We start from the raw sequence: 25,346 nt of genomic DNA on the forward strand, positions 1-25,346 counted from the left end.
AGGGCAGGTGGCTCACCGCCACCACTCGCTTTACATATGGCCGGCTTACCGGCCATCGACTCACGAGAACTACGTCGCCGTAATGGGATGTCCTACAGGTCCGTGCCGCGTAGCTCCGGGCTGCACAGCGGCTAGACCACCCCAGGTATCACTCCTCCATGCACCAGTCCCGATCCACTGGTGAGGAGGACAGATGTACGGGATTCCTTGCATGCGTGCGCCATTGGACTTGGTTTGTTGCAACTAGAGGATACAATCTAAGTATGAGGATGGTTGAGGTTCTGCGGATGCTGGGAGAGGTGACCGCATCCCAGTGGGGGATGGTCACTACGGCTCAGGCGGCCTCTCTTGGTGTCTCCCGACTGGCGCTGGCAAGGGCGGCCGAAGCTGGGCATCTGATTCGACTGACGCAAGGGGTGTACCGGGAAGCCGGGGCTCCGGCCGATGAGTTCGAGGATCTACGCGCCGGATGGCTGGCCACTGATCCGACTCGTACTGCCGAGGATCGGCTGAGCGATGGATCAGCCGGTGTGGTGGTCTCCGGAGTAAGCGCGGCGTGGCTTCATAAGATGGGGGATCTGCTTCCGGAGCCCTACCAGTTCACCACCCCTACCCGTCGACAATCGCAGCGAGCCGGCATCCACTTCCGCATTCGCCATCTCCACGATAACGAGGTGACCATGGTGGCAGGACTGCCGGTCACCACCGCAGAGCGCACCCTGGCGGACATGGTGGCCGATCGCATTGACCTGTCCCTGGTGGCTGACGCGCTGGCGGATGCGACTCGTGCTGGTGGGGTGAACCTTCAGTGGCTGGCCGATCTTCTAGGGCCGGTCGCGGCACGCCACGGCCACGCCCGCGGAGATGGGAAAGCCCTCCTTGACCACCTACTGAGCATTGTTGGTCTGGATTCTGAGAGTGTGGCCGCCCGGATGGCTTCCACGGAGATAGGTCCGCTGGTAACTGCTCGCTACCTGCGCAACCTGCTCGCCCACCATCCGGGGAACGGGCCTACTCTGAACCCGGAACTGGCCCACACGGTGCGCCAACTTCAGGAACAACTGACCTCATCCCTTCAGCCGCTGCAACAGACCATGAGTGCTCTTGAACAACAGACGGCTCCGCATCTGCTGGCACTTGGAGAAGTCCTGCGCACCAACACCTCGCTGTCCCAGCTCAACGCCGTGAACATGACCGCCGTGCGGACCGCGCTGGAGCCGTTTACTAACCCAGCCTGGCAACAGACAGCGGCGCGGCTGCGTAGTTCACTGAACCATTCAGGGGGGTCACATCAGGCCACCGCACTGACCCAAGACTCCCCGCCGGCAGAAGAGGAGGCTTCGTCCTCGTAAAGGCCTCAGGGCGGCACCTGCCCCGTGAGGACACCCCCATCGTTACAGGGCTCCCCATAAGCCATACTCCGTAGTCACTCACTGCCAAGACGTTCTGATGAAGCTCGTCTGGTGCTATGTGCTGCTTACTCGTCCTCCGCAGCGGCTCCTCCCCGCATCTGCAGTTCCTCCAGCCCTCCGTGAAAGGTGTCCATGCCATCTGAGCCGCCCTATTCCTCCTCCGCAGCAGTGGACAGTGCCATCAAGAATGCCGCGCGCAATGCCGGCAAACAGGACCGCTCACGCAATGTCGGCAACATGATCCGGCAGGCGTGTTTCGATCGGTTCCTGTGCCGTGTCTTCTCCGACGGCGCCAATTCAGAATGGGTCCTTAAGGGCGGTACGGGAATGCTCGCGCGCATCCCCTCCACCCGGGCCACCTTGGACGTGGACCTCTACCGCAACGGTTTCACCCTCGATCAGGCTCTCGAGGACCTCAAGCGCCTGGCGGCAGTCGACCTGGGGGACTACTTCCGGTTCGTCTACCACAGCCACGTCGACGCTGTGGAGGGACAGGCCCAGCCCTACACCGACGGCTACCGGGTCACGTTCATCCCCTACCTGGGCACCACAAAACTCCACTCATTCCACGTGGACCTGGCTATCGGCGCCGGAGTTACCGCGCCCATCGAGACCACCGCCCCGGCCAACCGTCTCCACCTACCCCGCTTGGTGACCACCGACTACCGGCTCTACCCGATCGTGGACCAGATTGCCGACAAGGTCTGCGCCACCATGGCCACCTACAACGGCGCTCCCTCCTCCCGAGAGAAAGACCTCGTGGATCTTGTCGTCATCGCCACCACCTACCCCCTCAACGCCGCATCCCTTGCTGCAGCCATCGACACCGAACGTCGACGCCGCCGCCTCGACCTTTTTACCCACTTCACCATTCCCACCGCTTGGGGACCCAGCTATACCAAAATGGCCCGCACTATCCCCGCTTGCGCCAATTACCAGGCCATCGATGCAGCCACTGCCCTGGCCCAACGCCTCCTGAACCCGGTATTAAAAGGAGACCTCGCCGAAGAGACCTGGGACCCCATCAAGCTGACTTGGAAGGGGGTTGATGCGCGATCAGATGACATCTGATCGCGCATCAGTCCCCAAGTTGCTGGGACGCCTCACGTTATGCGGTCGCATCGGCTCGATACGCTGAAATCCCCCCAGCCCCCAACACCTCGGAGACACCGATGAGCGACGATCCGCACGCCCGCGAGCAAGCCCTCTATGGCCTGCTCGCCCGCGACCACTACAACTTGCACGACATGGGCGAGCAGCCCGATCTATACCCTGCCCTCAAGCGACTAGCCATCGTCCTCGGCGACCAACAACCCGAGTACATATGGGCGACCGTCACCAGCAATGAGTGGACCGCCGAGGCAGGGGTGCTGCATGTCCTTGTTGGCAACGCCATGCTCAGCACCGGCTACGGGCGAAGCGGGTCAAGGGAAATCCATGTCGAGCCTCTCAACCTCGTCGATTTTGACCTGGACGTTCGCGCGACGGAGCGCACCAGCCGTGTTCCCGGGGGTGTGCACAAGGTGACCGTCACTCTCAACCGTGACAACGGCAGGGATGCCATGACGATCAAGGCCCAGACCTTGCAGGACGACGAATCGGTGCAGGCGTTGCTGGCCCTCGTGCGTAGCTTGGCGGACCGCCTCAGCTGAATGTGGCTCTGAAGCCGCCGGGCGACCGGAGGACCGCGAAAAGTCGGTCCTGCACAACGGTCAACAGGTGGACTCGATCCGACGATGGCGGCTTCTGTACCCAGCGTCTCCGCAAGAGTGACTGCCACACGATCCCCATGAGGCCGTAGGGATTCTTTCGGGGCACAAGAAGGGCTGACGCCCCACCCATTATGTTGACATATCAACATAATGGGTGTTGGCTGGTGCGTGTTCTCGAAGATGGCCGTGGAGCGGCTGGGTAGCGTGTGAGGGAGATTCCCGATCGCAATCAGGAGATCCCCCCCATGGCCCGAGCCCGCAAGAGGACACAAGTCGAGGGGCAGCTGAGCATTGATGCCTTTCTCTTCCCGGAACCCGAGGAGGTTCGTGATGAACACGTACGGCAAGTTCGCGCAGGAAGCGTGGAAGACGACCGCGCCCGCGGAGTACGCCCTGATCCCGGATCCGGAGGCGTGGTTCGAGAGGCTGGGGGAGGAGGCATCGATCAGGGTGGAGGATTTGACGACGGCGCTGGCCGGCCCGGACCCGGTGGGGGAGAGCTTCCTGGAGAAGGTGGGGCGGTTGAACGCGGCGAAGATGCAGGCCGAGGAGATCGTGCGCGCGGAGATGCTGACTCCGGACCCGTCGGTGCAGGAGGAACCGGACGAGGAGAACGAGGAGGAGTCCGGGGTGGCGCGGAGGCTGCGGATCGTGCAGCAGCTGAACCGGGAGGACCGGGAGTACTGGGACGAGGTGCGCCGGCAGGAGGCCGAACAGGCGTAGTTCAGGCGTCTGTGGCCTCGGGGCGCTTTGTCCCGCGTGCCCAGGACGAGTTGGCCCCGTCCGGGGCGCAGGCGAGGTTCCGAGCCAATCTCGCAGCGCTGCGCGTGCTGCGCACCCTGCAGGCCGAGGAGCGGGCCGCCACCGAGGCCGAGCGCACCACGCTGGTCCGCTGGGGGTCCTGGGGTGCCAGTGGGGTGGCGGAGGTCTTCGACGAGTCCCGCACCGAGTACGAGGCCGAGCGGGCCGAGCTGCACGAGCTGCTGAATGAGGCCGAGTACGCCGCCGCCCGGCGCACGGTGATCAACGCCCACTACACCGACCCGGCGATCGCAGCCGAGGTCTGGGGCGCGCTCCAAAGTCTCGGGTTCCAGGGTGGTCGGGTGCTGGAGCCTGGCTCCGGGGCCGGCACCTTCATCGGCCTGGCCCCGGAAGGGGCGCAGATGACCGGGGTGGAGTTGGACCCCGTGACCGCGGCGATCTCCCAGGCCATCTATCCCGAGGCGACCATCCGCACCGAGTCTTTCGCCGACACCCGGATGCCCGGTGGCACTTTCGACGTCGCGGTGGGCAACGTCCCGTTCTCCCGCAACTCTCTGCACGATCCCCGGCACAACGCGGGCGGGCACTCGATGCACAACCACTTCATCCTCAAATCCTTGGCCCTGACCCGGCCCGGTGGGGTAGCCGGGGTGATCTCCAGCGCGTTCACCCTGGACGCGCAGAACCCCGCAGCCCGCCGGGAGATGGCCGAGACGGCCGACCTGCTCGGTGCGGTGCGTCTACCGACCGGGGCCCACCGCAGGGCGGCCGGCACGGACGCGCTGACCGATGTGCTGATCTTCCGGCGCCGCCTGCCCGGGGAGCAGCCGCTGGACCGGTCGTGGGTGGAGACCGCTGCGGTGGAACTGGACGGCCAGCAAGCCCGCATGAACTCCTACTTCCTCGCTCACCCCGCCCGGGTACTCGGGCAGCCCACCATGGGCCACGGGATGTACGGCTCCGCCACCCTCACTGTGCGTGCTGAGGACCTGGCCGCCACCGGGGCCCGGCTGCGCGAACAGTTAGCGGAAATCACGGAGCAGGCCGTGGTGGCCGGGTACGGCATGACGGAACGCAGTGGCGAGCAGAAGCTCGAGGCGGCCGCCCTGATTCCAGCTGGTGAGCAGGAACAGATCGGGCACATCACCGACCGCGGGCCAGCGGGCTTCACCCAGGTCACCGTGGATGGGGTGCACGCACCGTTGAAGGTGCCGCTCACCCAGCAGACCGAACTGCGGGCCCTGCTCGGGTTGCGCGATGCCGGGCGGGCCGTGCTGAGCCTGGAGGCGGCCAACGTCGAGGACACCGATGAGCTCGACGCCATGCGCGAGCAGCTGCGCGGCAGCTATGAGGCGTATGTAGACCGATACGGGCCAATCAATCGGTTCACGGAGCGGCGCACCGGACGCACCAACGATGCCGGTGAGGACATCCTGGCCCGTGTCACTCCTCCGGCGGTGCGCCTGTTGCGCGGGGACCCGTTCGGGCCGTTGGTGAAGGCCTTGGAGCACTTCGACGAAGGCGCAGGCACCGCGGCCCCGGCGGGTTTGCTGTCGGAGCGGCAGGTGCAGCCGCGCCGGCCCGTGCTCGGGGTCGACACCCCCGATGAGGCCCTGGCCGTCACCCTGGACACGGTGGGGACCGTGGATCTGACCCACATCGCCCGGCTGCTAGGCACCGACGAAGAGTCCGCGCGCGAGACCCTGGGGGAGCTGGTCTACGAAGTGCCCGGCGAGGACGGGGTCTACGAGACCCGCGCGGAGCACCTGTCCGGAGACGTACGCGAGAAGCTGGACACCGCCCGGGCCGCGGCAGCCGCCGACGAGCGGTTCCAGACCAACGTGACCGCCCTGGAGGCCGTGCTGCCGGCCCCGCTGGGGGCCGATGAGATCGAGGCCCGCATCGGCGCGGTGTGGGTGACCCCTCAGATCCACGAGCAGTTCCTGCGCCACATCATCAAAGACCCGGCTGCACGGGTGGACCGGATCAGCGGGGCCACCTGGGAAGTGCGCGCATCGCGCCACGTGTTCGCCGCCCGCAATGACTGGGGCACCGAGCGGATGGCCGCTGGCGACATCTTCGCCCGCCTGTTGGAGCAGCGCCGCATCCAGGTCACGGACCCGGACCCGTCGGATCCGGAGGGCAACCGCCGGGTGGTCAACGCCACCGAGACAACCGCCGCCCAGGAGAAAGCGTCGTTGATGCAGGAGCGTTTCGGGGAGTGGGTGTGGGAGGACCCGGGGCGGGCGGCCGGGTTGGTGGATGAGTACAACCGGCGGTTCAACTCCATCGTGCTGCGCGACTACACCGTCGAGGGGGAACGGTTGAGCTTCCCTGGATTGGTGAAGAACTTCACCCCCCGGCCCCACCAGCGGGCCGCAGTGGCGCGGATGCTCTCGGAGCCCTCCGTGGGGCTCTTCCACGAGGTGGGGGCGGGCAAGACCGCCGAGATGGTGATCGGTGCGATGGAGCTGCGCCGGTTGGGCATGGCGCGCAAGCCGGTGATCGTGGTGCCCAACCACATGCTCGACCAGTTCTCCCGGGAGTGGTTGCAGCTCTACCCCCAAGCGCAGATCCTGGCGGCGTCCTCGGAGGATCTGGCCGGAGACAAGCGGCGGGTGTTCGTGGCCCGGGCTGCGGCCAGTGACTGGGACGGGATCATCATGACCCGTACCGCGTTCGAGCGCATCGAGCTCTCCGAGGAGTCCAAGGCCGCCTACGACCTGTCCGAGATGGGCCGCCAACGGGCCGAGCTGGAGGCCGCCAACGAACGGGCCGCGGCCAGTGGGGCGGACACCATGTCGATCAAGCGCATGGAGGCCCGACTCCAGGCGAGGGAGGAGAAGCTCAAGGCCAAGTCCGACCGGGCCACGGATCCGGGGATCACCTTCGAGCAGACCGGCATCGACTACCTGCTGGTCGATGAGCTGCACGAGTACAAGAACCTCGACACCGCCTCCAACATCTCCGACGCGGCGATCGACGGGTCCAAGCGGGCCAGTGACCTGCACTCCAAGGTGGAGTACCTGCGGTCGGTGCACGGAGATCGGGTGATCACCGGGGCGACCGCGACACCGATCGCGAACTCGGTGACCGAGATGTACGTGATGCAGCGCTATCTGGGCCCGGAGCTGTTGGAGCGGGCGGGGATCCACGACTTCGACTCGTGGGCGGCGACCTTCGGTCAGGTGGTGTCCGAGATGGAGCTCTCGGTGGCCGGCGGGGACACGTTCAAGATGAAGGAGCGCTTCGCGAAGTTCCAGAACGTCCCGGAGCTGTTGAAGATGTTCCACACCTTCGCCGACGTGAAGACCGCCGAGGACTTGCAGCTCCCCACCCCAGACCTTGCCGAACGGGAGGACGGGAAGCGTCTGCCGCGCATGGTCCCGGTGGAGGCCTCCGCGGAGCTGCAGGACTACATCGCGGAGATCGGCCGGCGGGCCGAGGCGATCCAGGCGCGGTTGGTGCCCCCGACCGAGGACAACATGCTCAAGATCAGCTCCGACGGGCGCAAGGCCGCCCTGGACCTGCGCCTAATCGATCCGGAGCTGGGCTCGGTCGTGGCGGAGACCAAGATCAGCGCCGCCGCGGACCTGATGGCCCGGGTGTACGAGGACCACCGCGAGGACGTGTTCACGGATCCCTCCACCGGGGAGGAGCACCCCACCCGCGGTGCGCTGCAGATCGTGTTCTGCGACTTGGGTACTCCATCGGAGTCCTGGAACGTCTACGACGAACTGCGCGCTCAGCTGGCCGAGCGGGGGGTGCCGGCGGAGAAGATCCGGTTCATGCACGAGGCCCGCAACGATGCGGAGAAGGGCCGGCTGTTCTCCGCCGCCCGCACCGGGGAGGTGGCGGTGCTGATCGGCTCCACCCAGAAAATGGGGGTGGGCACCAACATCCAAGCTCGTGCGGTGCACCTGGTGGACCTGGACGCCCCATGGCGCCCGGCCGATGTCGCCCAGCGCCATGGGCGGATCATCCGGCAGGGCAATCAGAACCCGGAGGTCGCCATTTCCCAGGTGGTGACCAAGGGGTCCTTCGACACCTTCATGTGGCAGACGTTGGAGCGGAAGTCGAAGTTCATCGACCAGATCATGCGCGGCCGGTTGGACGTGCGCGAGATCGAGGATGTCGGGGATAACACCTTGTCCTTCGCCGAGGTGAAGGCGATCTCCAGCGGCAATCCGTTGATCCTGGAGAAGTCGAAAGCCGATCAAGAGCTGGCCCGGTTGGAGCGGCTGAACCGGGCCTGGCACCGCAACCAATCGTCGTTGGTGTTCCGCAAGGACGCCGCCCAGTCGCGCGCTGACGCGCTGGAGCAGGAGATCCCCGTGCTCCGCGCAGCCGCGCAGCGCACCACCGATGAGCTCGGCGGGGAGAAGTTCCGGATGACCATCGACGGGGCCAGCTACGACAAGCGCACCGAGGCGGCGGAAGCGTGGCAACGGTGGGCAGGAGTGTACGCCACCTCGCGCCCGCCCCGGGGCGGGGAGATCGACCTCGGTGTTGCCGGACGCATCGGTGGCCACGACATCCGGGTCGTGCAGCGTCCAGGGAACCTGGCCGACCTGGGCGCATCCCCCGTCGAGCTGCGCATCGACGACGCCCCCGGTGTGGCCGTGGAGGTCACCCGCGCGACGTCGTTGAACCCGAGCGTGGGCATGATCCAACGACTCGAGAACCAGGTCCGGGCACTGCCGGAGGAAGTCACCAAGCGCGAAGCGAGACTGGCCTCCGCCCGGCAGGAAGTCGTCGACGCCCGGGAGGCACTGGGCGTGCCGTTCAAGCACCAGGAAGCCCTGGATGCTGCCCGGTGGGAGGTCGAACGGATCGGGCGCGCGATGCGCGGTGAGGAGACGCCGCAACCGAGCCTGGATCCGGAGCTGGAGGCGTTGAAGAAACGGATGCGCATCAACTTCCCAGACGCTCCCACCGCGGGACGCAGCAGTGCCAGCAGCGGCGGCAACGGCCCCAGGCGTCCGCTCGAGGTGGCGCGGCGGCACGACGAGCAGCGTCCCCAGCAGGGCGGCTTGGAGCTGTAAATACTCGCTCTGCTCGGTCTGCTCAGACGGACGGTGCCCGCTCCCCATTGGGGGAGCGGGCACCGTTGCTTGTGTGGTGACCACGTGTGCGGGAAGCCGTCCACAGTCGGCGGCTACGGAAGTGCCACGGTCACGGGGGAGGTGACCTGCCGGCTGTGGGCGGGTGGTCGGATGGGGTCCCCGCTGTCCATCATGTGTGCGGGAAAAGCCGCGGAGCCGGTGGGAGCTTTTGCCGTGCCCATGTGGGCACGGGGCCAGGAACTTAGCCACGGTGGTCCTTCTCGCGTTCCTCTCGAATCTGGCGTGCTTCGCGCCAGATGACGAGCAGCGAGACCACCAGGATCAGGCCGGAGAACAATCCGATTTTCGAGCCTCGGGTCACCAGGACGATGGAGACGACCAGCAGCACCCCGTAGCTCGTGGTGAGAACCCAGCGGCTGGCCGTCACTGTTCCGGCTCAGTGCCGCCGTCGTTCTGAGCGGACGAGGAGTGCGCGCCCGAGGTGGTCTGGGTGGTCTTCCGCCGGCGCTGTACCCGCTGCATCTTCTCGGGTGCCGCCAGCCCGATCTTTTTCAGTTCGTCGGCGGTCCAGCCGCCGTTGTTCACGGCGGCCTGGAACGCGGCGGTGTCGTTCTTCTCTGCCTCCTTCAGCGCGTCTCGTGCCTCGTCGAGGGCGCCGCGGGCGGTGATCGCTCGGCGGATGTAGTCCATCCGGTCGTTGAGCAGCCGCTGGGCGGCTTCTTCTGCTTGCTGGGGGTCGGTGAGCTTTGCCATGCCCCCAGGTTAACGGACGCACACGATCCGTTCCAGAACCACCACGTGCTCAGCCGGCGCTTCGCACCCGTGGTGCCCCAGCGGAGCAAAGCTATCTTTTATGTGCCATAAAAGGGCACCGCTGCTGGCCTCGCGGCCTTTGCGGTGGCACACTGGTCGTGTGGGGCCCACAAAGTGGGGGCGCTGCGCTGGGCCGGCAAGGAAGGGAGGTGCTGTGGTGGAGCAGGAGAATCCGCGCCACGTGTGGAAGTCGAGGCGGAAGCGGATCGAGGGCAAGACCCAGTACGTCCGGGTGTCCATGTCGGAGTCGGAGCGTGCTGCGTTGATGGTGCTGGAGCAGCAGACCGGGCTGTCGCCCTCGGCGCTGATGGTCGAGGCGGTGTTCGGTTCGGCGGATCCTGTGGCAGTGCAGCTGCGGCGGAACCAGCTGGCCGAGCTGATCCAGATGCGGCACCTGATGGCCACGATCGCCAACAACGTGAACCAGATTGCTCGGCACGCCAACAGCACCGGGGAGGTGCTGCCCGAAACGGTCGAGACCTTGCAGGAAGCTCGCCGCTTTGGAGCGGACGTGCTGGCCAAGATCGAAGAGTTGATCCCGTGATCCCGAACATCACCAAGGGTGACAAGCCGGTCGGGTTGATGAAGTATCTCGTGGGCCCGGGAAGGGCTAACGAACACACTGACCCGCACCTGATCAACGGCTCCCCGCTCATCATGGCCTGGCACGACGACGCGCAGCTGTCTGAGGAAGCCGCGGTGTCGATCGCCGGCGAGATCGACCTGAACCGGCGGTCCTTCGGGGTGGACGCTGACGCCAAGCACATCTGGCACTGCTCGTTGTCGATTCCGTACCAGGACCGGGAGGTCACCGATCAGGAATGGTCCGACATCGCGGCTCGGTTCATGGACGAGATGGACTTCACCGACGCTGGGGCCAAGGCTCCGTGCCAGTGGGTTGCGGTGCACCACGGGCGCTCCACCAAGGGCAACGACCACATCCACATCGTGGCCTCCACCATCCGTGGGGACGGCACCAAGTGGAACTGGGGCAACGACTTCTCCCGGGCGCAGAAGGCTGCGCGTGGGATCGAGCAGGACTTCAATCTCATCCAGCTCGGAAACCACTCCGAACGGTGGTTGCAGCAGGGCGAGGTGCGGCGGGACAGCACCCGGGAGCCGGCCCGATTCGCGTTGGAGCGCACCGTGCGGGCGTGCGCGGTGGCAGCCGAAACCGAGGCCCAGTTCGTGCGGCAGATGCGCCGGGCGAACCTGCTCGTGCACCCGAGGTTCGCCGCTGGCACTGATTCGGTGGTGACCGGGTACTCCGTGGCGGAGCGTCCGCCGAAGGGGATGCGGCCGCTGTGGTTTGGTGGCGGCAAGCTCGCCCAGGACCTCACGCTCCCGTCCCTGCGGACCCGTTGGCCGGACACCCCGGTCTCGGCGCAGGAGGCGTCGGAGGAGTGGATGGCTGCCAAGCGGCACCGCCGTATTGTCCACCCCGACGCCCCCGGTGCGGTGCTGGATGAGGTGACCGCTAGGCGGTTGGCGGATGAACTGAAAGAGGTTCGCCGGCGCCTGGTGAAGCTCGCACCGGACGACCATCAGGCGTGGGCTCACGCGGCTCGTGAAGCCTCCGGGGTGTTCGCGGCGTGGTCGCACGCGACCGAGGACGGGCAAGGACCCTTGGGGCGCACCGCGAGGACGCTGGCACGCTCGGCGCACCGGTCGGGGCTGAAGATCACCACCCCGTTGGAAGCCCCACTGCGTACCAGTGGCACCACGGCGTTCCTGCTGGCGGTCACGAAAGCGCCCTCCCCGATGGCCCAGGCATTGATCATGAACCAGATGCTGCGGATGACTCGGGCGTTCCAGGACATGCATCAGGCCAACAAAGAACTGCGCGAGACCCAGTTGATCGTGGACGCCTTCCGGCAGCACCTCTCGGTGGTGGCGGAGCCGCTACCGGAAGTCGAGCCTTCTTCTCCCAAGCGCAGTGCCTCCCACGCCGGACCCGCCCGTGCCCGTGGTGCGCTGCGCGAGACCCCGGGGCCCACGGTTGAGCACCCTTACGTAGATCACACCCCCCGCACGGACTACGGAATGGAGCTGTAGAGATGAGCACACAACCCGATGGCGTGAACGATCTGATCGGTCGTGACCTTCAGGCGGCGATGGCCGTCGCCGGGCGCTGGGGCGAGATGATGGCCCGTCAGCGCGCCGAGCAAGTGCGTCAACGCCTGATGGAGCAGCAGCAGCGGCGACGGGAGCTGGAAGACCGGTTCGAAGCCGAACGAGCAGTGATGCGCACCGAGCTCGCCCCGGTGGATCAGGACCGTTTCTGGGAGTCCGCCAAGCCGGAAGACATCGCTGCCCACTACGGGCTGGCCCGGCAGTGGGAGCAGCACGACGAGGTCGCCCGCACCGCGCGAGGACGGATCGAGTCGGAGGTAAAGGACCGCTACGGGCTGGCCGTGGAGGACTACCTGGAAGAGCGCGTCCCGCAGCAACAGCGCACTGAGACCGTCGAGCAGGGGACCGCGGCCCGCGAAGCCGTGGACGCCCAACGTGATCACGCTGAGGCCGCCCTCAACGCCGCAGAGGCCAGCCGGGGGGATCTGCAAAACGACGCCGACACCCGCCACTCGGCTGCCGAAGCCGAGGAACTTTGGGATTCCGGAGACCGGCGGGCGAACCTGGCCAAAAAGCTCATGGCGGCCTTTGGTGGCACCGAGGAGGGCCGCGATGGGGTACGGGCACGTCTGGCCGCCGACCGGGACCAGGGCACGCCTCCCATCGAGGCTGTGCGCTCCACTAAGCGTGGCCCCAAGGCCCGCAAGAACACCGGGCGCCCAGCAGGACGAGAAAGAGGCTTGGAACTCGGCTGATGCCATGAGGGCAACAGCGAGAGGGGCGCAACCTGTGACGGGTTGCGCCCCTCTCGCTGTGAGGTTCAGTCGAACAGGCCCTCTGGAGGTGGCTCCAAAGTCAGTGGAACTCCCTTGGGGCGGTGCTCCCTGGGAGTGCAGCCGTGGAAAGGACCCTTCTCCTCAAAGAGGACCCGCATGGTCGGGTCGGCGTGGTTCTGCCACCACACCGCCAGCCCGGTAGTGGGATCTAGGCGCAGGTTTTCCCACGCCCTCCACAGCCCCGTCAGACGGCTCACGGCTTCCTCATGCCGCCACCACTGGGCGCACCAGGTGAACGTGTTCGAGCGACCAGCTGGGTCCAGCTGACGCCGGTACATCGGCGCCAACATCTCGGTGACGAACTCCACCACGTTCGCGTAGACCAGCTCCGCAGGAGGCTGCTCTTCCACGTCCTCGTTGCCCTCACTGGACGATTTTTCTTCCCAGTCCATGGCCTACTCCTTCACCAGCGCCGCCCACCGGTTCCCGGCAGGCTCAGGTGATACTGGCTCGGCGGCCGGCGCTGTGGGATCGTGATCGACGGTGTCCACTGTGGGGCGGTTGTGGGCCTCTTCGGAGGCCCTGGATGCTTCCGCGTAGGGGCGGTGGTCAATCGGGATGGTGCGCAGCAGCACGGCCCGTGCCCCGGAGCCGAACATCACGGCCCGACCCTTGGGCAGGGCGGACAGGTCAGCCACCGACATGATGTCGTCGGTGGCGTCCTGCCGGGACGTGGACCCGGAGTCCTTCTGCCTCGAGGAGGAGACGGAGGTGTAGGTGTACTTGCCGATCAGTTCGACAAGCATCTTCAAATAGCCCTCCTCCTTGACGTTGCCGCCGTAGGTGACGACGTTGGCGGTGGAGAACAGCTTCTTCATCCCGGACTCGCCCCACACGTCCACGCCCTGGGACCAGGACTGCAAGAACGTGGAGACCACGATGCCGCGGGACCCGTAGTGGCTGTAGAGGTTGGGCAGGTTCATCCATCGGCAGACGTTGGCGGCCTCGTCCAGCACGCAGAGCATGGGAGTGGCCAGCCGGCCCCCGGGTTGGGTGACGGCGTGCTCCTCGGCCGCCGTCACGGTGGCCACGGTCAGCGCGGTCACCAGGGGGCCGGCGGTGCCGGCGCCTTCCTTCGACAGCGCGTAGAGGGTGTGCTTGCCGGCCACGAACGCCTGGGGGTCGAACTGCGGGCGATCGTCGTCCGGGCCCGTGGGGTTGACCCAGGCGGCGATCTTCTCGTTCTTCAGGCACGCGGCCATCTGCAGGGCGGTGGAGTAGACGCTGCCCCGGTACTTCTCCGGTTGCTGGATCGTGCTGGCCACCGAGTCGGCTTCCTTGGTCCACCCGTGCTCATCGAGCAGCAGCGCCGGGGTCTCATCGGTGGATCGGGTCAGCCAGTAATGCACCCGCTCAATCGGCTCCCCGCCCACGGCGGCCGCGAGCAGCAGCCCGGCCAAGAGGTCCTTGCCGGCGGAGTCAAAGTGACCATCGCCCTTGGCCCCGACATCTCGGGAGCCAGCGGCGAAGTTGTTCGCCATCTCCGCCGCCCGTTCACTGTCGGTGACGTAGGTCAGCGGATTCCACCACCAGGTCGCTTTCTCCCCGGCGACACCCTGGGGGTCGAAGACCCAGACGTCGCCGTCAGCCGCGCGGAGGTCGCGGGTCAGATCGGAGAGGTCACGTTTGTTGGAGGTGGCGATCACCGGGCCCGGGGCCTCGATGATCGACGGTGCGGCCTGGGAGGTTGTCTTGCCGGTGCGGGTGCCCCAGATGTGCACCAGCGTGTCCTCCCAGGAGGCGTAGAGGGTGTGCCCGCCCCGGACCATCTTCCCGATCATCACCCCCGGGGCCTCCACACCAAAGCGAGCGGCCTTGGCCTTTGCCTCCTTCTCGGTGAAGGGGGCGACGTCGCGGACGGTGGCCATGCGCGGTGCGGCACGGTCGTGCTTGACGACCTTTTGGGTTTTCTGGTGGCGCTTGAAGGCCCACAACACCAACAGTGCTGCCGCCACCAGCCCGAGGGTGGCGGCCAGGACGATCTCCGTGGTGCGCCACGGAAGGTCTCCGGTGAAGACGCCCAGGGAACGTTCCCAGTACCCGGTGGGCAGCGGGTCGGTGCGCGGGGTCAGGGCATGGCCGGCGCTGGCGACGACGTAGAGAATGGCCGGAACACCGACGAGGGCAAAAAGCAGGGTGAGCAGCAGGGCGACCTCCCCGCCGCCGGCCTTGTACTTGCGGTCCAGGGAGCTCATCGTTCGCCCCTCTCCTGAGCGGCGCGGAACTTGGCCTCATGCCACTTCTTCTCGGTGTCGTGAACCTGGGACCGGCGCTCGGTGGGGGTGAACTCCATCGAGAACGGGATGCCGGCCCGAGAGCCGACCTTGATGAAGAACTTCCCCTGGCCCGGCGGCGGGGAGGTGGTGCGATCGTCGAAGTACCACTGGCGGTTCTCGGGGTCCTCCAACCAGGCCCGCAGCTCGGCCTCATTGATGGCCGATGCGTCGGTGGGGGTGTACACGTCGTCGTTGGTGTACTGGATCTCCTCGTCCCCGCGGCGGTTCCAGGCGGGCGGGTCCTGCCAGGCAGCGAGCTGTTCCTGCTCGCGCATCGACAGCGGCACGGACTCGGTCAGCAGCGGCATCTCGGACTTGGCCAGCCCACCGAGGATCTTGATCCCGCAGCGGTCCATGATGCCCTTGGCCTTCGCCCGGTCCTCCTCGCCACGCACGGCCATCAGGTCAGAGGGGGTGTGGGAGGCCATGATCTGCCCGACCCCCATCTCCCGGTTCAGACGGGTCAGGGCGTTGACCTGATCGACGATGCCGGGTCCGGCCGCCAGGGTGTTCCACAGCTCATCGAGGATGAGCAGGAACCGTTGGCGTTCGATCACCCCGTCATCGGCGAGCATGTTGGAGGTCCGCACCGTTCCGGTGCCAATCGACCAGCACGCCAGCAGGGTGGCCGCCCGCAGGTCGGACTCGGACTGGGAGATCCGCGAGAGGTCGAAGACCATCGGCCTCGAGGCGTCGATCTTGTTGGTGGAGGGGCGGGCGAACATCTGCCCGAACGCCCCGGTCCCGCACAAGGAGTTCAGCGAGGACTCCAGACCCTCGGTGATCTCGTCATAGCGGGCATCGTTGCCGCGATCCAGGGAGACCTCGCGCACCTCGACCGGCTTGTCCTTGAGCACCTGGCGCAGGTCCGCCATGACCGGGACCGTGCCAGATACGGTGTGGCGGGCTTCCAGGACCGTGAGGCACCGATCCAGGATCTGATCCTCACGCTCGTCCAGCGGCTTCTTGCGCAGAATCGCGATCAGCGACCGGATCAGGTCGAAGCGCCGGGTGTGCAGATCGGCCAGCAGCTCCTCCGCCTTCGCGGCAGAGAGCAGCTTGGCCGCCGCCACGGCGCCGGCGTCATCGAGCGGGTTGATGTGGCCGACCCCGCGGCCCAACGGGAGGACGGCCCCGCCGAGGGCTTCGATCATGGCGACGTGTTCGCCCTTGATGTCTCCGAGCACCATCGGCCACACCCCGAAGGCGGCCAGCCCGATGGCCATCCGCCGCAGCAGGGAGGACTTGCCCAGCCCCGGGTTGGCCATGATGAAGGCCGAGGGGTTGGCGATCACCCGCAGCTTCTGGAACCAGGAGATCGGATCACAGCACACCGGCTCCCCCGAGAGCAGGTTCCGCCCCAGCGGGACCCCTTCCAGCGGGGAGCCCCCGCCCATGGGGAAGGGGAAGAGCCCGCAGACCTGGTAGTTGGTGCCGCGCATCTCCCGGATCGGGTGCAGCAGCTGCGCCTCGCCCAGACCCCGGCCCTTGTGGCCCCGCGGGCCCGGGCGACGGGTGGAGGAGGCAGTCACCGAGGTGCTGCCGGTGCGCTGGGGCTTGGCGAAGACCCTGCCCAGCTTCGTCCGGGTCAACGCTCGGTCCAGGACGGTGGTCGAGGCCGCGCCCCGGGAGGCGGGGAGGATGATCTCGTTGCGTTTCGTGGTGGCCATCAGAGGGCGTTCCTCACGGTCGAGGGCAGGGCCAGGTGGTCCGGGATCACGACGCCCAGGGGGAGGCCGGCGGCGAAGGTGGAGTCCTGGGCGCCGTAGGCCTCCTCCAGGCGGATCCTCGCGGAGGTGCCGAGGTTCTCGATGATGGCTTCGGCCTCATCGAGCTCGCCCTTGGAGCGGACGGTGGCGGTGACCACGAGCCCGAAGTTCAGCAGCCCGGCCCCGTCGGCCTCCTCGGCCGCGGTGGCCTGGGCGGCGCGGGTCTCCCGGGTGTCCCGGGCGGTGGCGCGATTGCGGGAGGAGGCGTTGAAGGTGGCGGTGTTGATATCCGTTTCCACCATCTGCGCGGCCCTCGCGGGGTCGATGGGGCGGTAGAGCAGGGTGACGCGCTTGCGCACCAGTTCCGGGTTCGGGGCGATGAGGGCTTGGAGGACGTTGGCCTGGACGGTGGAGCGCGGGGGCACGGACATTGCCCAGGACTTCGACCAGGAGTTGTTGTGGTGGTAGCTGTCCCAGAAGGTGTCGGCGGCCTGGGGGCCGACCTCGTCCCAGTTCAGTTCCGGGGCTTTGCCCTGGGCGTGGGCGCGGTCGAAGAGGATGGCCTCGGCCGGGTCGTAGGCCACCCGGATGACCTCGCACAGCTGCTGGGCGGTCAATGGTGCAGCTACACCGGCCCCGGTGTCGTTGAGCGAGAGGGTGAGGTTGGGCAGGCGCGCCGCCAGGTCATCGGCGACCTCTTGAGCGTTGCGGATGCGTCCGCCGGCCCGCACGGAGGCTTTGAAGGTCACCGCGATGTAGGCCCGGGTGACGGTGGCCCCGGTGGGCAGCATCTGCACGGTCTCGTTGATGACGTCGCGGGCGAAGGCCGGGGCACTGGGGCTCATGCGGGCCTCGATCTTCCGGGCGAGGCGGTACCCGGAGTCCGGGGCGGTCTCGATCGTCACCGAGGCCGCGGTCAGCCCCGGTTCGTCGGTGAGCATGCCCAGCCAGTGCGCCCAGCGGTCCACCCACCGGTTGATGTGCTCCTGATCGACCATGCCCCCGCCGTCGGGCTCGGAGGAGAACACCACGGTGTAGTGGTGCTTCTGCGGGACCTCGAGCAGGGCGAAGGGGCGGCCGTAGCCGTCAACGTGCTCGGTGATCGTGGACCGGGCCGAGATCCCGGGCAGCTTCGTGGTGCCTGAAGGCACCCGGGACACGGGCCCGGCCCGGTAGACGTTCGCCCCGGAGTAGACGGCGTTGGCCCACCCGGCCCGGCGGACGATGCGCTCGATGAGGGTGCGCCCGTGCTTGTTCTTCTGCATCGAGAGCGCGATCAGGACCAGGATCACCGCTTCGAAGCCCAGGGCGACCAGCCACAGGTTGAGCATCATCAGCAGGATCCCGCCGACCACCCCACCGATCAGCAGCACGGTGCCGGCGGTCGACAGCCCGGCCAGGCCCTTGGAGGTGGGAGTGCGGAAGTTGCCGTACACCCGCGGACGGTTCTCGGTCTTAGCTTCGGTCTGCGCCATCAGGGCGGCCCTCGTTTCCGGTCTCATTGGCGATCTGCGCCTTGAACGCACGTGCCTGCTGCTGGACGGCCTTCGCCGCCTGTCCCGCGCCGGTGGGGCCCGTGGGACGGGCCCCCGAGCGGGACGGTGCTGCACCCGCACCGGAGCCGGGCGTGGGACGAGCCCCGGTGCGAGGTGCCGCCCCGGTGCCGGGGGTCGGTTGCGCCCCGGTCCCCGTCGAGGACTTCTGTGCACCGTCCTGGACGGGGGTGCCCGAGTAGCCCGCTCCTGCCGCGCCGGTGCCATGGGTGCTTCCGCCGGTGCTTCCGGCGGTGCTTCCGCCGGTGGCTCCGCCGGTGCTGGAGGTGCCCGCCGTCGCACTGGACTCGGTGGCCTGGGAGACAGCTTCCCCGGTCTTCTGCACGGCGTTGGCCGCCGCCATGCCCGCCGCCACAGGAGCAGCTGCTGCACCCGCGGCAGCAGTACCAGCGGAGCCCGCCGTGCCTACAGCGCTGGCCCCAGCGGTGCCGCTGGCCCCACCGGCAGGTGCGGACGGACCAGCAGGTGCGGAACCCGCTCCGCCCTTTGAGGGTGGCGTGGAGGAGGAGTCAGAGCCGAAGCCGCGTCCCGAGCGCGCCAGGTGGGAGGCTCCCTGTGGGATCGCCGCGCCCATCGCTGCGATCCCCAGCGCCCCGCCGCTGCTACCGCCGGAGGAGGACATCGAGCCCAGGACGGGGCTGAGGAACCCGATGAGCACGGGCAGGGCGAACACGGAGGCGACGATCATCATCAGCCCGGCGGCGAACTGGATCAGCCCGCTGCCGGAGTCCTCCCACACCCCGGTGGTGGACATCTTGATCGCCAACCCGTAGATCAACGCGGCGGCGGGCTTGTAGAAGGCGAAGGCCAAGGTCCAGGCGATGACCTTCTGGAAGAAGCTCTTCCCCGTCTCGGTGTTCAGGAACGCCGCGGAGAGCGGCAGGATCCCGGCCATCAGGAACAGCATCCCAGTGCGCAGCACCATCAGCATCAACTGGATGATGTTCACGATGATCGCCACGACCCCGCCGACGATGATCAGGATGACGTTGCCGCCCAACCACACCGGATCCGCCGCCCCAGCGCTGGTGGCGTTGTCCAGGGCCAACAGCTTGAGCACGTCGGTCTGGAAGTCCTCGCCAATGGCGGAGTCGATGATCTGCACGGCCAGGGCGTCGGTGCCAGCCACCAGAACGTTGAGGATCGTCACCCCGGAAGCGGTCACCACGGCTAGGGTGAGCAGATTCTTCAGCAGATCGCGGGCCGGTTCAGCGCGCTGTGTCCAGGCCATCTGGGCCCCGGCGATCATCACGCTGAGTGCGGCTACGGCCAGGGTGAGGTAGAAGGTCTGGTCCTGGATGAAGCCCACCGATCCGGACAGGTTCGGCGCCCGGGCGGGGACGAGGAAGCCGATCAGGCTGGTGGCCCCACCGATCAGTGCCGCCCCTGAGGCCAGCACGGTGGCCGTGTTGACCAGGCCGGCCCCGTCGCCGCGGCGGGCGTTGGTGGCCAGCACGATGCCCAGGAACAGCACCCCGAACACGCACACCCCCAGCCCGATCCAGCTCGCGTAGCTCAGCAGCAGATCGACCTGATCGTTGAACGCTCCCCGGATCGGAGCCTCAGCAGCGCCGCCGTTCTCGTTAGTGAGGCTGGCGCTACCCACCGTGGTCCACATCGACCCCAGGGAGGCGATCGTCTCGACCACGGCCGAGGTCACACCGTCCGCGATCTGATCCAGCGCATCCCCGGCCGCCCCGCTGAGCGTGCTGCTGATGCCCTCCTTGGTCTTACAGATGACGTCGATGGGGTTGCAGTTGTTTTCCTCATCCATCGTGAGGACCCCACTCGATGTACCCGCTCAGGTCTGACACCTGACCGGACACCGGGCCGGGATCGCCGTTCTCCTGGAAGGAGACGTGCCAGTCCCCCTCCGTCCATACGAGGTCAACGCCGGTGGTCATGTAGATGTCCTCGGTGCCGTCGTCGGCGGCAACGACGACCTCCACGGACGCTTTGTCTGCGGTGTAAGACAGCAACCGGAAACCTCCGACTTCCAAGGGAACTGTCGCAGTGTCACCTGAGCTCAGTCGTTGCTGGACCTGGCCGATGGCCACGTCTCTGCCCGGGCCGTCCACGGCCTGCGCTTTGATGGTGTCCAGCAGTAGCTGCGGGTCATTGCCCGAAGTCAGGATGTTCGTGGTGGCAAGAAGTGCGCCCTCGGGGGTGTGGGAGTAGCAGGAGCGGACGCCGGTGGACTCATCCACGGTGCCAGGCCCGTGCTCCTCCGAGGACGGTGCGTAGATCGCGCCCAGGGCGGTCCATTCGACGTCCTCGGGCGCTTTCGTGAGCGTGGTGCCTCCGGAGGCGTCCAGCCCGCACACCGACTCCTCGCCCGAGACCGGTTCGGCGGTCGTGGCCGGTGCCGGGGCGGCCTGGGTGGGCTCTTCACCGTCGGGCCACAGCCACAGAACCACCCCCAGCACGATCAGCAACGCGACCAGGACCGCTGAGATCAGGAAGCGGGGGGCCTTCCACCAGGTGTTGTTGTCGTCGGTCTCGATCTGATCTGTCACCTGCTGCTCCTCTGATGCGGGGGGATGGTCTTGCGGAGGCCAGAGGTCATGCCCCGGAGATGAAAGAGAGGATCGAGGCGCCGCCGGAGATCAAGGCCACGGCCAGGACGATCTTGATGATCCCGGAGACCTCCTCGGTGGTCTCTCCGCGGCGGGCGTCGAAAGCCATCTTTCCGCCGACCACCAGCAGACCCAGGACGGCGATGCCCAGGGCGATCCATTTGCCGACACCGACCATGCGGTTCCAGGTGTCGCCGATCCCGGGAGGGGCCAGCGGGTCGGAGTCGGGCAGGGCGGCCGGCAGCGCCAGCATCGTGTCCTGTGCAGCCAGTACGAGGTCGATCATTGGGGGGTCCTCTCAGAAAGTGCTTCATCGGCTGCCTCACCGAGGGCGGTGAGGACTTTTCTCGGCTCCCGGGCCATGGACTCCCAGTCCACGGCCCCGGTGAGCCGGAGCTCTTCGATCCAGGGCACCACCCAGGTGGAGGGCACACCACCGGAAATCACCCGGGTCGCTGCGACCAAGGACTTCGGGGTGCGCCCTGGGGCATCGGCCACCAGGACGAGACCTTGGAGGTCGACATCGGGGTGGGCGCCGGCCGCCCAGTCGCGGGCAGCGAGACGGGCGGCGTCGAGGCCCCGCTTGTTCTGCCGGGCCACGAGGAAGACCGGCGCTGGGGCGTGCTGGGTCTCCTCATCAGGGCGGGCGGGCCACCGGTGGTGGCAGGCGGTGCCGCCGAGCAGCTCAGCCAGCACAGACTCCCCGGCCCCACCGTGGACACCGAGCCAGAACACGTCATGGGCGGTGGTGAGAAACCGCCCCAGTCGCCCCTCGTCCTCGGATAGCCCGGTCACGCCTCGCTGGGGACCTGAGGCGCCGCGGAAGACCGTGACGGTCTCCTCGGTGACGTCTTCGAAGAGCGGGCGGGGCTGCTCCTGGGTGGAGGGCGATACCAACTCAGCCCAACGGTTGTCCATCACACCTCCTCGCTTGCAGGGCCTCCAATAGACTGGACCCTATGTGCATTAGACAACACTGAGAGAGGATTAGCAATGTTAAACAACACTAGACAACAAACGAGTATGACTGTGTACAGTGCTCGGTATGAGGGCGCAGGTGATCGTCGTGTCTGACGCGCTGGACCGGCTCTTCGAGGGCCTGCCCGAGCGGCTGACCGTCGACCAGCTCGCGCAGGTGCTAGGGCTCGGTGATCGCACCATCACCTACCGCTGGTTGCGCGACGGCATCGTGCCGGCGATCAAGCTCGGCAAGACCTGGCTGATCCTGCGTGACGACATCAAGGAACACCTTCGCTCTCAGTACAACGTCCCCCATTCCACCGACAATTACGGGGCGCACACGAACGAGGAGTAGGGAGAGCACCATGGCTCAGGCACTGGAGCGGCCGGTCTGCACGGCCAGGATCGCCGCCGACGACAGCGTGGAGGTGACGATCGACCGGGTCCCCTACGAGTTCGCCTCGATGCCGGCAGCCATCGCCCACGTCGTCTCCATCGCCGATGACCTGGGGCGACCGGTGAAGCTGACGGCCATCGACCCGGCCTCGATGACCGAGCCGGAGACGCGACTGATCGTCGCCGCGGACGGCTCCGTGACAGCAGATGCCAGTGCCTCGGCCAAGAAACGACCCTCCCGTGGAGGCTCTTCACGAGTTGTCACAGTCGACGACCTCGTACCGGAGTCTGAACAGACGACACGCCCGGTCGCGGCCACCGAACCAGCCGCTGACCTGAGCGAACACCAGCCCGCGGAGCCTTCCATCGACGCGGAGACCCCGCAGACGCTTCCCGAGGCCGATGTCCCCCATTCGGGGGACGCATCCGAGCTCTCAGCTACGGACCCACGGCCCGAGAGCACCGCGGGCGACACGCCCGCCGACGACCCGGCGCCCAGCAGCTCCACACCGACCCCGGTCGTCGCCGAGGCCGGAGATCCCCGTCTGCAGCTGCGCCGGGAGACGACCACGGATCAGCCCGAATCCCCCGCCCGCCACGGCTGGCGCGGGTGGTGCAACCAGACCCTCGGACTGTCCCTGGCGGCCTCGGCCGCCGAACGGGCGTCCCGGGCCCGCCGCACTCGGATTCAGCGGCCGCTGGAGACCCACCGCACAGTGGCCGTGCTCCAGCTCAAGGGCGGGGGCGGGAAGACCACCACCGCCTACCACCTGGCCGCCACCGCCGGGCGGGTGCGCGGGGGCAACATCCTGGCCGGGGAGTTCAACGAGAACCAGGGCACCCTGGCCGAACGCTCCCTGGCCGGCGGCCACGACCGCACCACCCTGGATCTGATCCGCAACCTGGAGACCGTCACCCGGCGCACCGCCGACCTCGTGCGCTACGTGCGCCCCCAGGGCGATGACCGGATCCACGTGCTGGCCTCCCCGCCCGAGGGCACCGACCGCACCCGGGTGGACGGGCGCTCCGTGCGGGCCGCCCATGAGACCCTGCGGTCTCTCTACAGCCTGATCCTGCTCGACACCGGCAACTCCGCCCAGTCCTCCACCTGGCGCGCCGCCGTGGACGTGGCCGACTCCCTGGTGCTGGTGGCCCACAACCGCGAAGACGACGCCCGGCTGCTGGAAGCCACCGTGGCCGCCGTCGCCGCCGAAGGCCACGGGGGCAAGCTGGCCCGTTCCGTGCTGGTGGTCTCCAACACCGCCACCAACAACACCGAACGCCTCACCCGCCTGCGCGAGTACGCCCAAGCCGTCGGGCTGGCCGGGACCGTCGTCATCCCCTTCGACAAGTCCCTCCAAGAAGGACGCGCCTTCCACTACGACGCCCTGCACCCAGCCACCGTGCAGGCCTACGAGGAAGCCACCGCCACCCTGATCGGCCAGCTCTGACACACAGCCCTCCCATCCCCCCAGGAGGCTGTGATGTCAGCTGGATCCCCCCGTGCCCTCGGCGCCGCCGTGGCGCTGCTGCTGGTCTTCGCTATCGGCTCGATCGTGGCCCTCGCCGTGCTCGTCGCCACCCTGGCCGAAGACGAAGAACAGGCCTCAGCCGGCTCCTGCACCGTCACCGCCGTCACCACGGGCAACGACAGCGGTGAGGAGGGCGCACCGAATATCCCCAACGGCTGGGCGCCACTGGTCGAGGACGCTGCCCGGACCGCCGGGCTGCCGGTGAGCGTGGTGGCGGCACAACTGGCCCAAGAATCCGGGTGGAACCCGGACGCCACCAGCCCGGCCGGCGCTCAGGGCATCGCCCAGTTCATGCCCGCCACCTGGGCCACCTACGGCAACGGTGGGGACCCCTTCGACCCCGAGGACGCGATTCCCGCCTACGGCCGCTACATGGCCGCCCTCAAGACCGAAGTGCAACCGATCGCCGGCGAGGACGCCGGTGAGCTCGTGCGTCTGACCCTGGCCGCCTACAACGCCGGCCCCGGGGCCGTGGAGCAGCACCAGGGGGTGCCGCCGTACCAGGAGACCCGCGACTACATCGACACGATCCTGGACACCGGCCAGTCCCAGTTCTCCGCCCACTGCCAAGCCCCCACCGGGGCCCTGGCCTGGGACGGAGACCTCGGCGACGGAGAGTGGACCACCCCACTGCCCGGGGGCGTGTTCACCTCCGGCTACGGCGGCCGCGCCCTGGCCGGGGTCCCGGGTTGGGCCAATCAGCACGAGGGCGTGGACATCGCCACCCCCGGAGCCGGCCAGGGAAGCGGCGGGGTCGTCGTCGCCCCGACGTCCCTGCGGATCACCGGGTTCAACACCACCGACGGGTGCGTGATCGCCAAGGAGAACGGGGACGACCCCGACTTCGGCTTCGCCTTCTGCCACCTGCACTCCTGGGACGTGGCCAAAGGCCAGCAGCTCAAACGCGGCGACGTCATCGGCACCGAGGGCAACCGCGGACGCTTCGGCATGGCCACGCACCTGCACTTCGAGATCTACAAACCCGACGCCCCGGAGATGGTCTTCCCTTACCAGGGGCACAACATCGACCCCGAGCCCATCCTCAAACAGAAAGGAGCATGGCCGAAATGACCCGACACCGCCTGATCACCGCCCTGGCCTTGTGCCTGCTGCCCCTGACCGCCTGCGGGCCAGAGGGGCCACAGCAGACCAGCGAGCAGACCACCGCTCCCGCCACGGCCACGCCCTCCCCCACCGAATTCACCCCTGGAGAAGGAACCTTCCCCGACCCGGACACCGTGGAGCGCAGCGACGTGGAGGCCACCGCCGAAACCGCCGCGCTGATGCTGCACTCCTGGGACACCGCCACCGACCGCACCCAGACCGCCGCAGCGATCCGCGCCAAGCCGCTGATGTCCCAGGAATGGGCCGACCACCAGGTCGAACCGGAACGCAACGGCAACCAGGCCGCCTGGCTCGAACCAGCACAGCACCAGGCCTACAGCGCACCCAGCCTTGTGCCGGCCGTTGGCGACGTCTCCCGCGACGTCGCCGCGGACAAAGCCATCCGCGCCTACGACCTCACCTGGCGATGGATCAGCCGCGACGGTCACGAGATCGAGGCCACCGGCCAACGCCAGGTCGTCATCTACCTCGAGAAGCACAACGGGCATTGGGACGTCGTTGGCCACCAGACCCATGACATGGGCACCAGCAAGTAAACCCGACAC

General features: G+C 67.6%; 22 protein-coding genes. 12 read left to right on the top strand and 10 right to left on the bottom strand.

Annotation, left to right across the window (positions count from 1 at the left end):
• Positions 1-269: 269 nt before the first annotated feature.
• The 5 genes from AVL61_RS17660 (at position 270) to AVL61_RS16285 (ending at position 8,931) form a co-directional block, all read left to right on the top strand.
• Complete coding sequence (locus AVL61_RS17660) at positions 270-1,352, top strand: type IV toxin-antitoxin system AbiEi family antitoxin domain-containing protein (protein WP_197412745.1); 1,083 nt, start codon at positions 270-272, stop codon at positions 1,350-1,352.
• Positions 1,353-1,544: 192 nt separating this feature from the next.
• On the top strand, positions 1,545-2,483 hold the full coding sequence (locus AVL61_RS16270) for a nucleotidyl transferase AbiEii/AbiGii toxin family protein (RefSeq protein ID WP_082697249.1): 939 nt from the start codon (positions 1,545-1,547) through the stop codon (positions 2,481-2,483).
• Positions 2,484-2,584: 101 nt separating this feature from the next.
• Positions 2,585-3,064, top strand: a complete 480-nt coding sequence (locus AVL61_RS16275) for a hypothetical protein (RefSeq protein WP_058875380.1) — start codon at positions 2,585-2,587, stop codon at positions 3,062-3,064.
• Between the two features lie 390 nt (positions 3,065-3,454).
• Complete coding sequence (locus AVL61_RS18535; RefSeq protein ID WP_058875381.1) at positions 3,455-3,847, top strand: hypothetical protein; 393 nt, start codon at positions 3,455-3,457, stop codon at positions 3,845-3,847.
• A 50-nt stretch (positions 3,848-3,897) separates the two neighbouring features.
• On the top strand, positions 3,898-8,931 hold the full coding sequence (locus tag AVL61_RS16285; protein WP_058875414.1) for a helicase-related protein: 5,034 nt from the start codon (positions 3,898-3,900) through the stop codon (positions 8,929-8,931).
• 262 nt (positions 8,932-9,193) lie between these two features.
• Here AVL61_RS16285 and AVL61_RS16290 read toward each other — a convergent pair whose 3' ends face one another.
• Together AVL61_RS16290 and AVL61_RS16295 are read right to left on the bottom strand one after the other, a co-directional pair.
• On the bottom strand, positions 9,194-9,379 hold the full coding sequence (locus AVL61_RS16290) for a hypothetical protein (protein WP_058875382.1): 186 nt from the start codon (positions 9,377-9,379) through the stop codon (positions 9,194-9,196).
• Positions 9,376-9,705, bottom strand: coding sequence for a hypothetical protein (locus tag AVL61_RS16295; protein WP_058875383.1), 330 nt, complete (start codon positions 9,703-9,705; stop codon positions 9,376-9,378). Before AVL61_RS16295 ends, AVL61_RS16290 begins: the two co-directional genes overlap by 4 nt.
• A 214-nt stretch (positions 9,706-9,919) precedes the next feature.
• Between AVL61_RS16295 and mobC the strand changes: the two genes are divergently transcribed.
• The 3 genes from mobC to AVL61_RS16310 are packed head-to-tail and all read left to right on the top strand — an operon-like array spanning position 9,920 to position 12,593.
• On the top strand, positions 9,920-10,309 hold the full coding sequence (gene mobC, locus AVL61_RS16300) for a plasmid mobilization relaxosome protein MobC (protein ID WP_058875384.1): 390 nt from the start codon (positions 9,920-9,922) through the stop codon (positions 10,307-10,309).
• Complete coding sequence (locus tag AVL61_RS16305; RefSeq protein ID WP_058875385.1) at positions 10,306-11,820, top strand: relaxase/mobilization nuclease domain-containing protein; 1,515 nt, start codon at positions 10,306-10,308, stop codon at positions 11,818-11,820. The genes mobC and AVL61_RS16305 overlap by 4 nt, the downstream gene beginning before the upstream one ends.
• Positions 11,821-11,822: 2 nt before the next feature.
• Positions 11,823-12,593: a hypothetical protein gene (locus tag AVL61_RS16310; RefSeq protein WP_058875386.1), complete on the top strand. Its 771-nt coding sequence runs from the start codon at positions 11,823-11,825 to the stop codon at positions 12,591-12,593.
• Between the two features lie 65 nt (positions 12,594-12,658).
• Here AVL61_RS16310 and AVL61_RS16315 read toward each other — a convergent pair whose 3' ends face one another.
• The 8 genes from AVL61_RS16315 to AVL61_RS16350 are packed head-to-tail and all read right to left on the bottom strand — an operon-like array spanning position 12,659 to position 21,706.
• Positions 12,659-13,066, bottom strand: a complete 408-nt coding sequence (locus AVL61_RS16315; protein WP_058875387.1) for a DUF4913 domain-containing protein — start codon at positions 13,064-13,066, stop codon at positions 12,659-12,661.
• 3 nt (positions 13,067-13,069) lie between these two features.
• Positions 13,070-14,869, bottom strand: a complete 1,800-nt coding sequence (locus AVL61_RS16320) for a type IV secretory system conjugative DNA transfer family protein (protein WP_058875388.1) — start codon at positions 14,867-14,869, stop codon at positions 13,070-13,072.
• The gene (locus AVL61_RS16325; RefSeq protein WP_058875389.1) at positions 14,866-16,620 is read right to left on the bottom strand and encodes an ATP/GTP-binding protein; all 1,755 of its coding nucleotides are present in this window, start codon (positions 16,618-16,620) and stop codon (positions 14,866-14,868) included. Before AVL61_RS16325 ends, AVL61_RS16320 begins: the two co-directional genes overlap by 4 nt.
• Entirely contained in the window at positions 16,620-18,134 is a 1,515-nt protein-coding gene (locus AVL61_RS16330; protein ID WP_082697251.1) for an SCO6880 family protein, read from the bottom strand. Before AVL61_RS16330 ends, AVL61_RS16325 begins: the two co-directional genes overlap by 1 nt.
• Positions 18,115-19,986: a TrbL/VirB6 family protein gene (locus tag AVL61_RS16335; RefSeq protein ID WP_058875390.1), complete on the bottom strand. Its 1,872-nt coding sequence runs from the start codon at positions 19,984-19,986 to the stop codon at positions 18,115-18,117. The genes AVL61_RS16330 and AVL61_RS16335 overlap by 20 nt, the downstream gene beginning before the upstream one ends.
• Positions 19,979-20,728, bottom strand: coding sequence for a DUF8175 domain-containg protein (locus AVL61_RS16340; protein WP_058875391.1), 750 nt, complete (start codon positions 20,726-20,728; stop codon positions 19,979-19,981). Before AVL61_RS16340 ends, AVL61_RS16335 begins: the two co-directional genes overlap by 8 nt.
• 46 nt (positions 20,729-20,774) lie before the next feature.
• Positions 20,775-21,074 (bottom strand): hypothetical protein, encoded by a 300-nt coding sequence (locus AVL61_RS16345; protein ID WP_058875392.1) that lies wholly within the window; start codon positions 21,072-21,074, stop codon positions 20,775-20,777.
• The gene (locus AVL61_RS16350; protein WP_058875393.1) at positions 21,071-21,706 is read right to left on the bottom strand and encodes a DUF6668 family protein; all 636 of its coding nucleotides are present in this window, start codon (positions 21,704-21,706) and stop codon (positions 21,071-21,073) included. Before AVL61_RS16350 ends, AVL61_RS16345 begins: the two co-directional genes overlap by 4 nt.
• A 148-nt stretch (positions 21,707-21,854) precedes the next feature.
• Here AVL61_RS16350 and AVL61_RS16355 point away from each other — a divergent pair, with 148 nt between their 5' ends.
• From AVL61_RS16355 to AVL61_RS16370, 4 genes are read left to right on the top strand one after another with little or no spacing between them, the layout of a single operon-like run.
• The gene (locus tag AVL61_RS16355; protein ID WP_231738459.1) at positions 21,855-22,103 is read left to right on the top strand and encodes a helix-turn-helix domain-containing protein; all 249 of its coding nucleotides are present in this window, start codon (positions 21,855-21,857) and stop codon (positions 22,101-22,103) included.
• Between the two features lie 10 nt (positions 22,104-22,113).
• Positions 22,114-23,595, top strand: a complete 1,482-nt coding sequence (locus tag AVL61_RS18080) for a CpaE/TadZ family protein (protein ID WP_157571479.1) — start codon at positions 22,114-22,116, stop codon at positions 23,593-23,595.
• A 33-nt stretch (positions 23,596-23,628) separates the two neighbouring features.
• Positions 23,629-24,747, top strand: coding sequence for a transglycosylase SLT domain-containing protein (locus tag AVL61_RS16365; protein WP_058875396.1), 1,119 nt, complete (start codon positions 23,629-23,631; stop codon positions 24,745-24,747).
• Positions 24,735-25,337, top strand: a complete 603-nt coding sequence (locus AVL61_RS16370) for a hypothetical protein (protein ID WP_231738460.1) — start codon at positions 24,735-24,737, stop codon at positions 25,335-25,337. The genes AVL61_RS16365 and AVL61_RS16370 overlap by 13 nt, the downstream gene beginning before the upstream one ends.
• The last annotated feature ends 9 nt before the right edge of the window (positions 25,338-25,346 follow it).

The organism is Kocuria rosea subsp. polaris (assembly GCF_001483755.1).
Lineage (GTDB): Bacteria > Actinomycetota > Actinomycetes > Actinomycetales > Micrococcaceae > Kocuria > Kocuria cellulosilytica.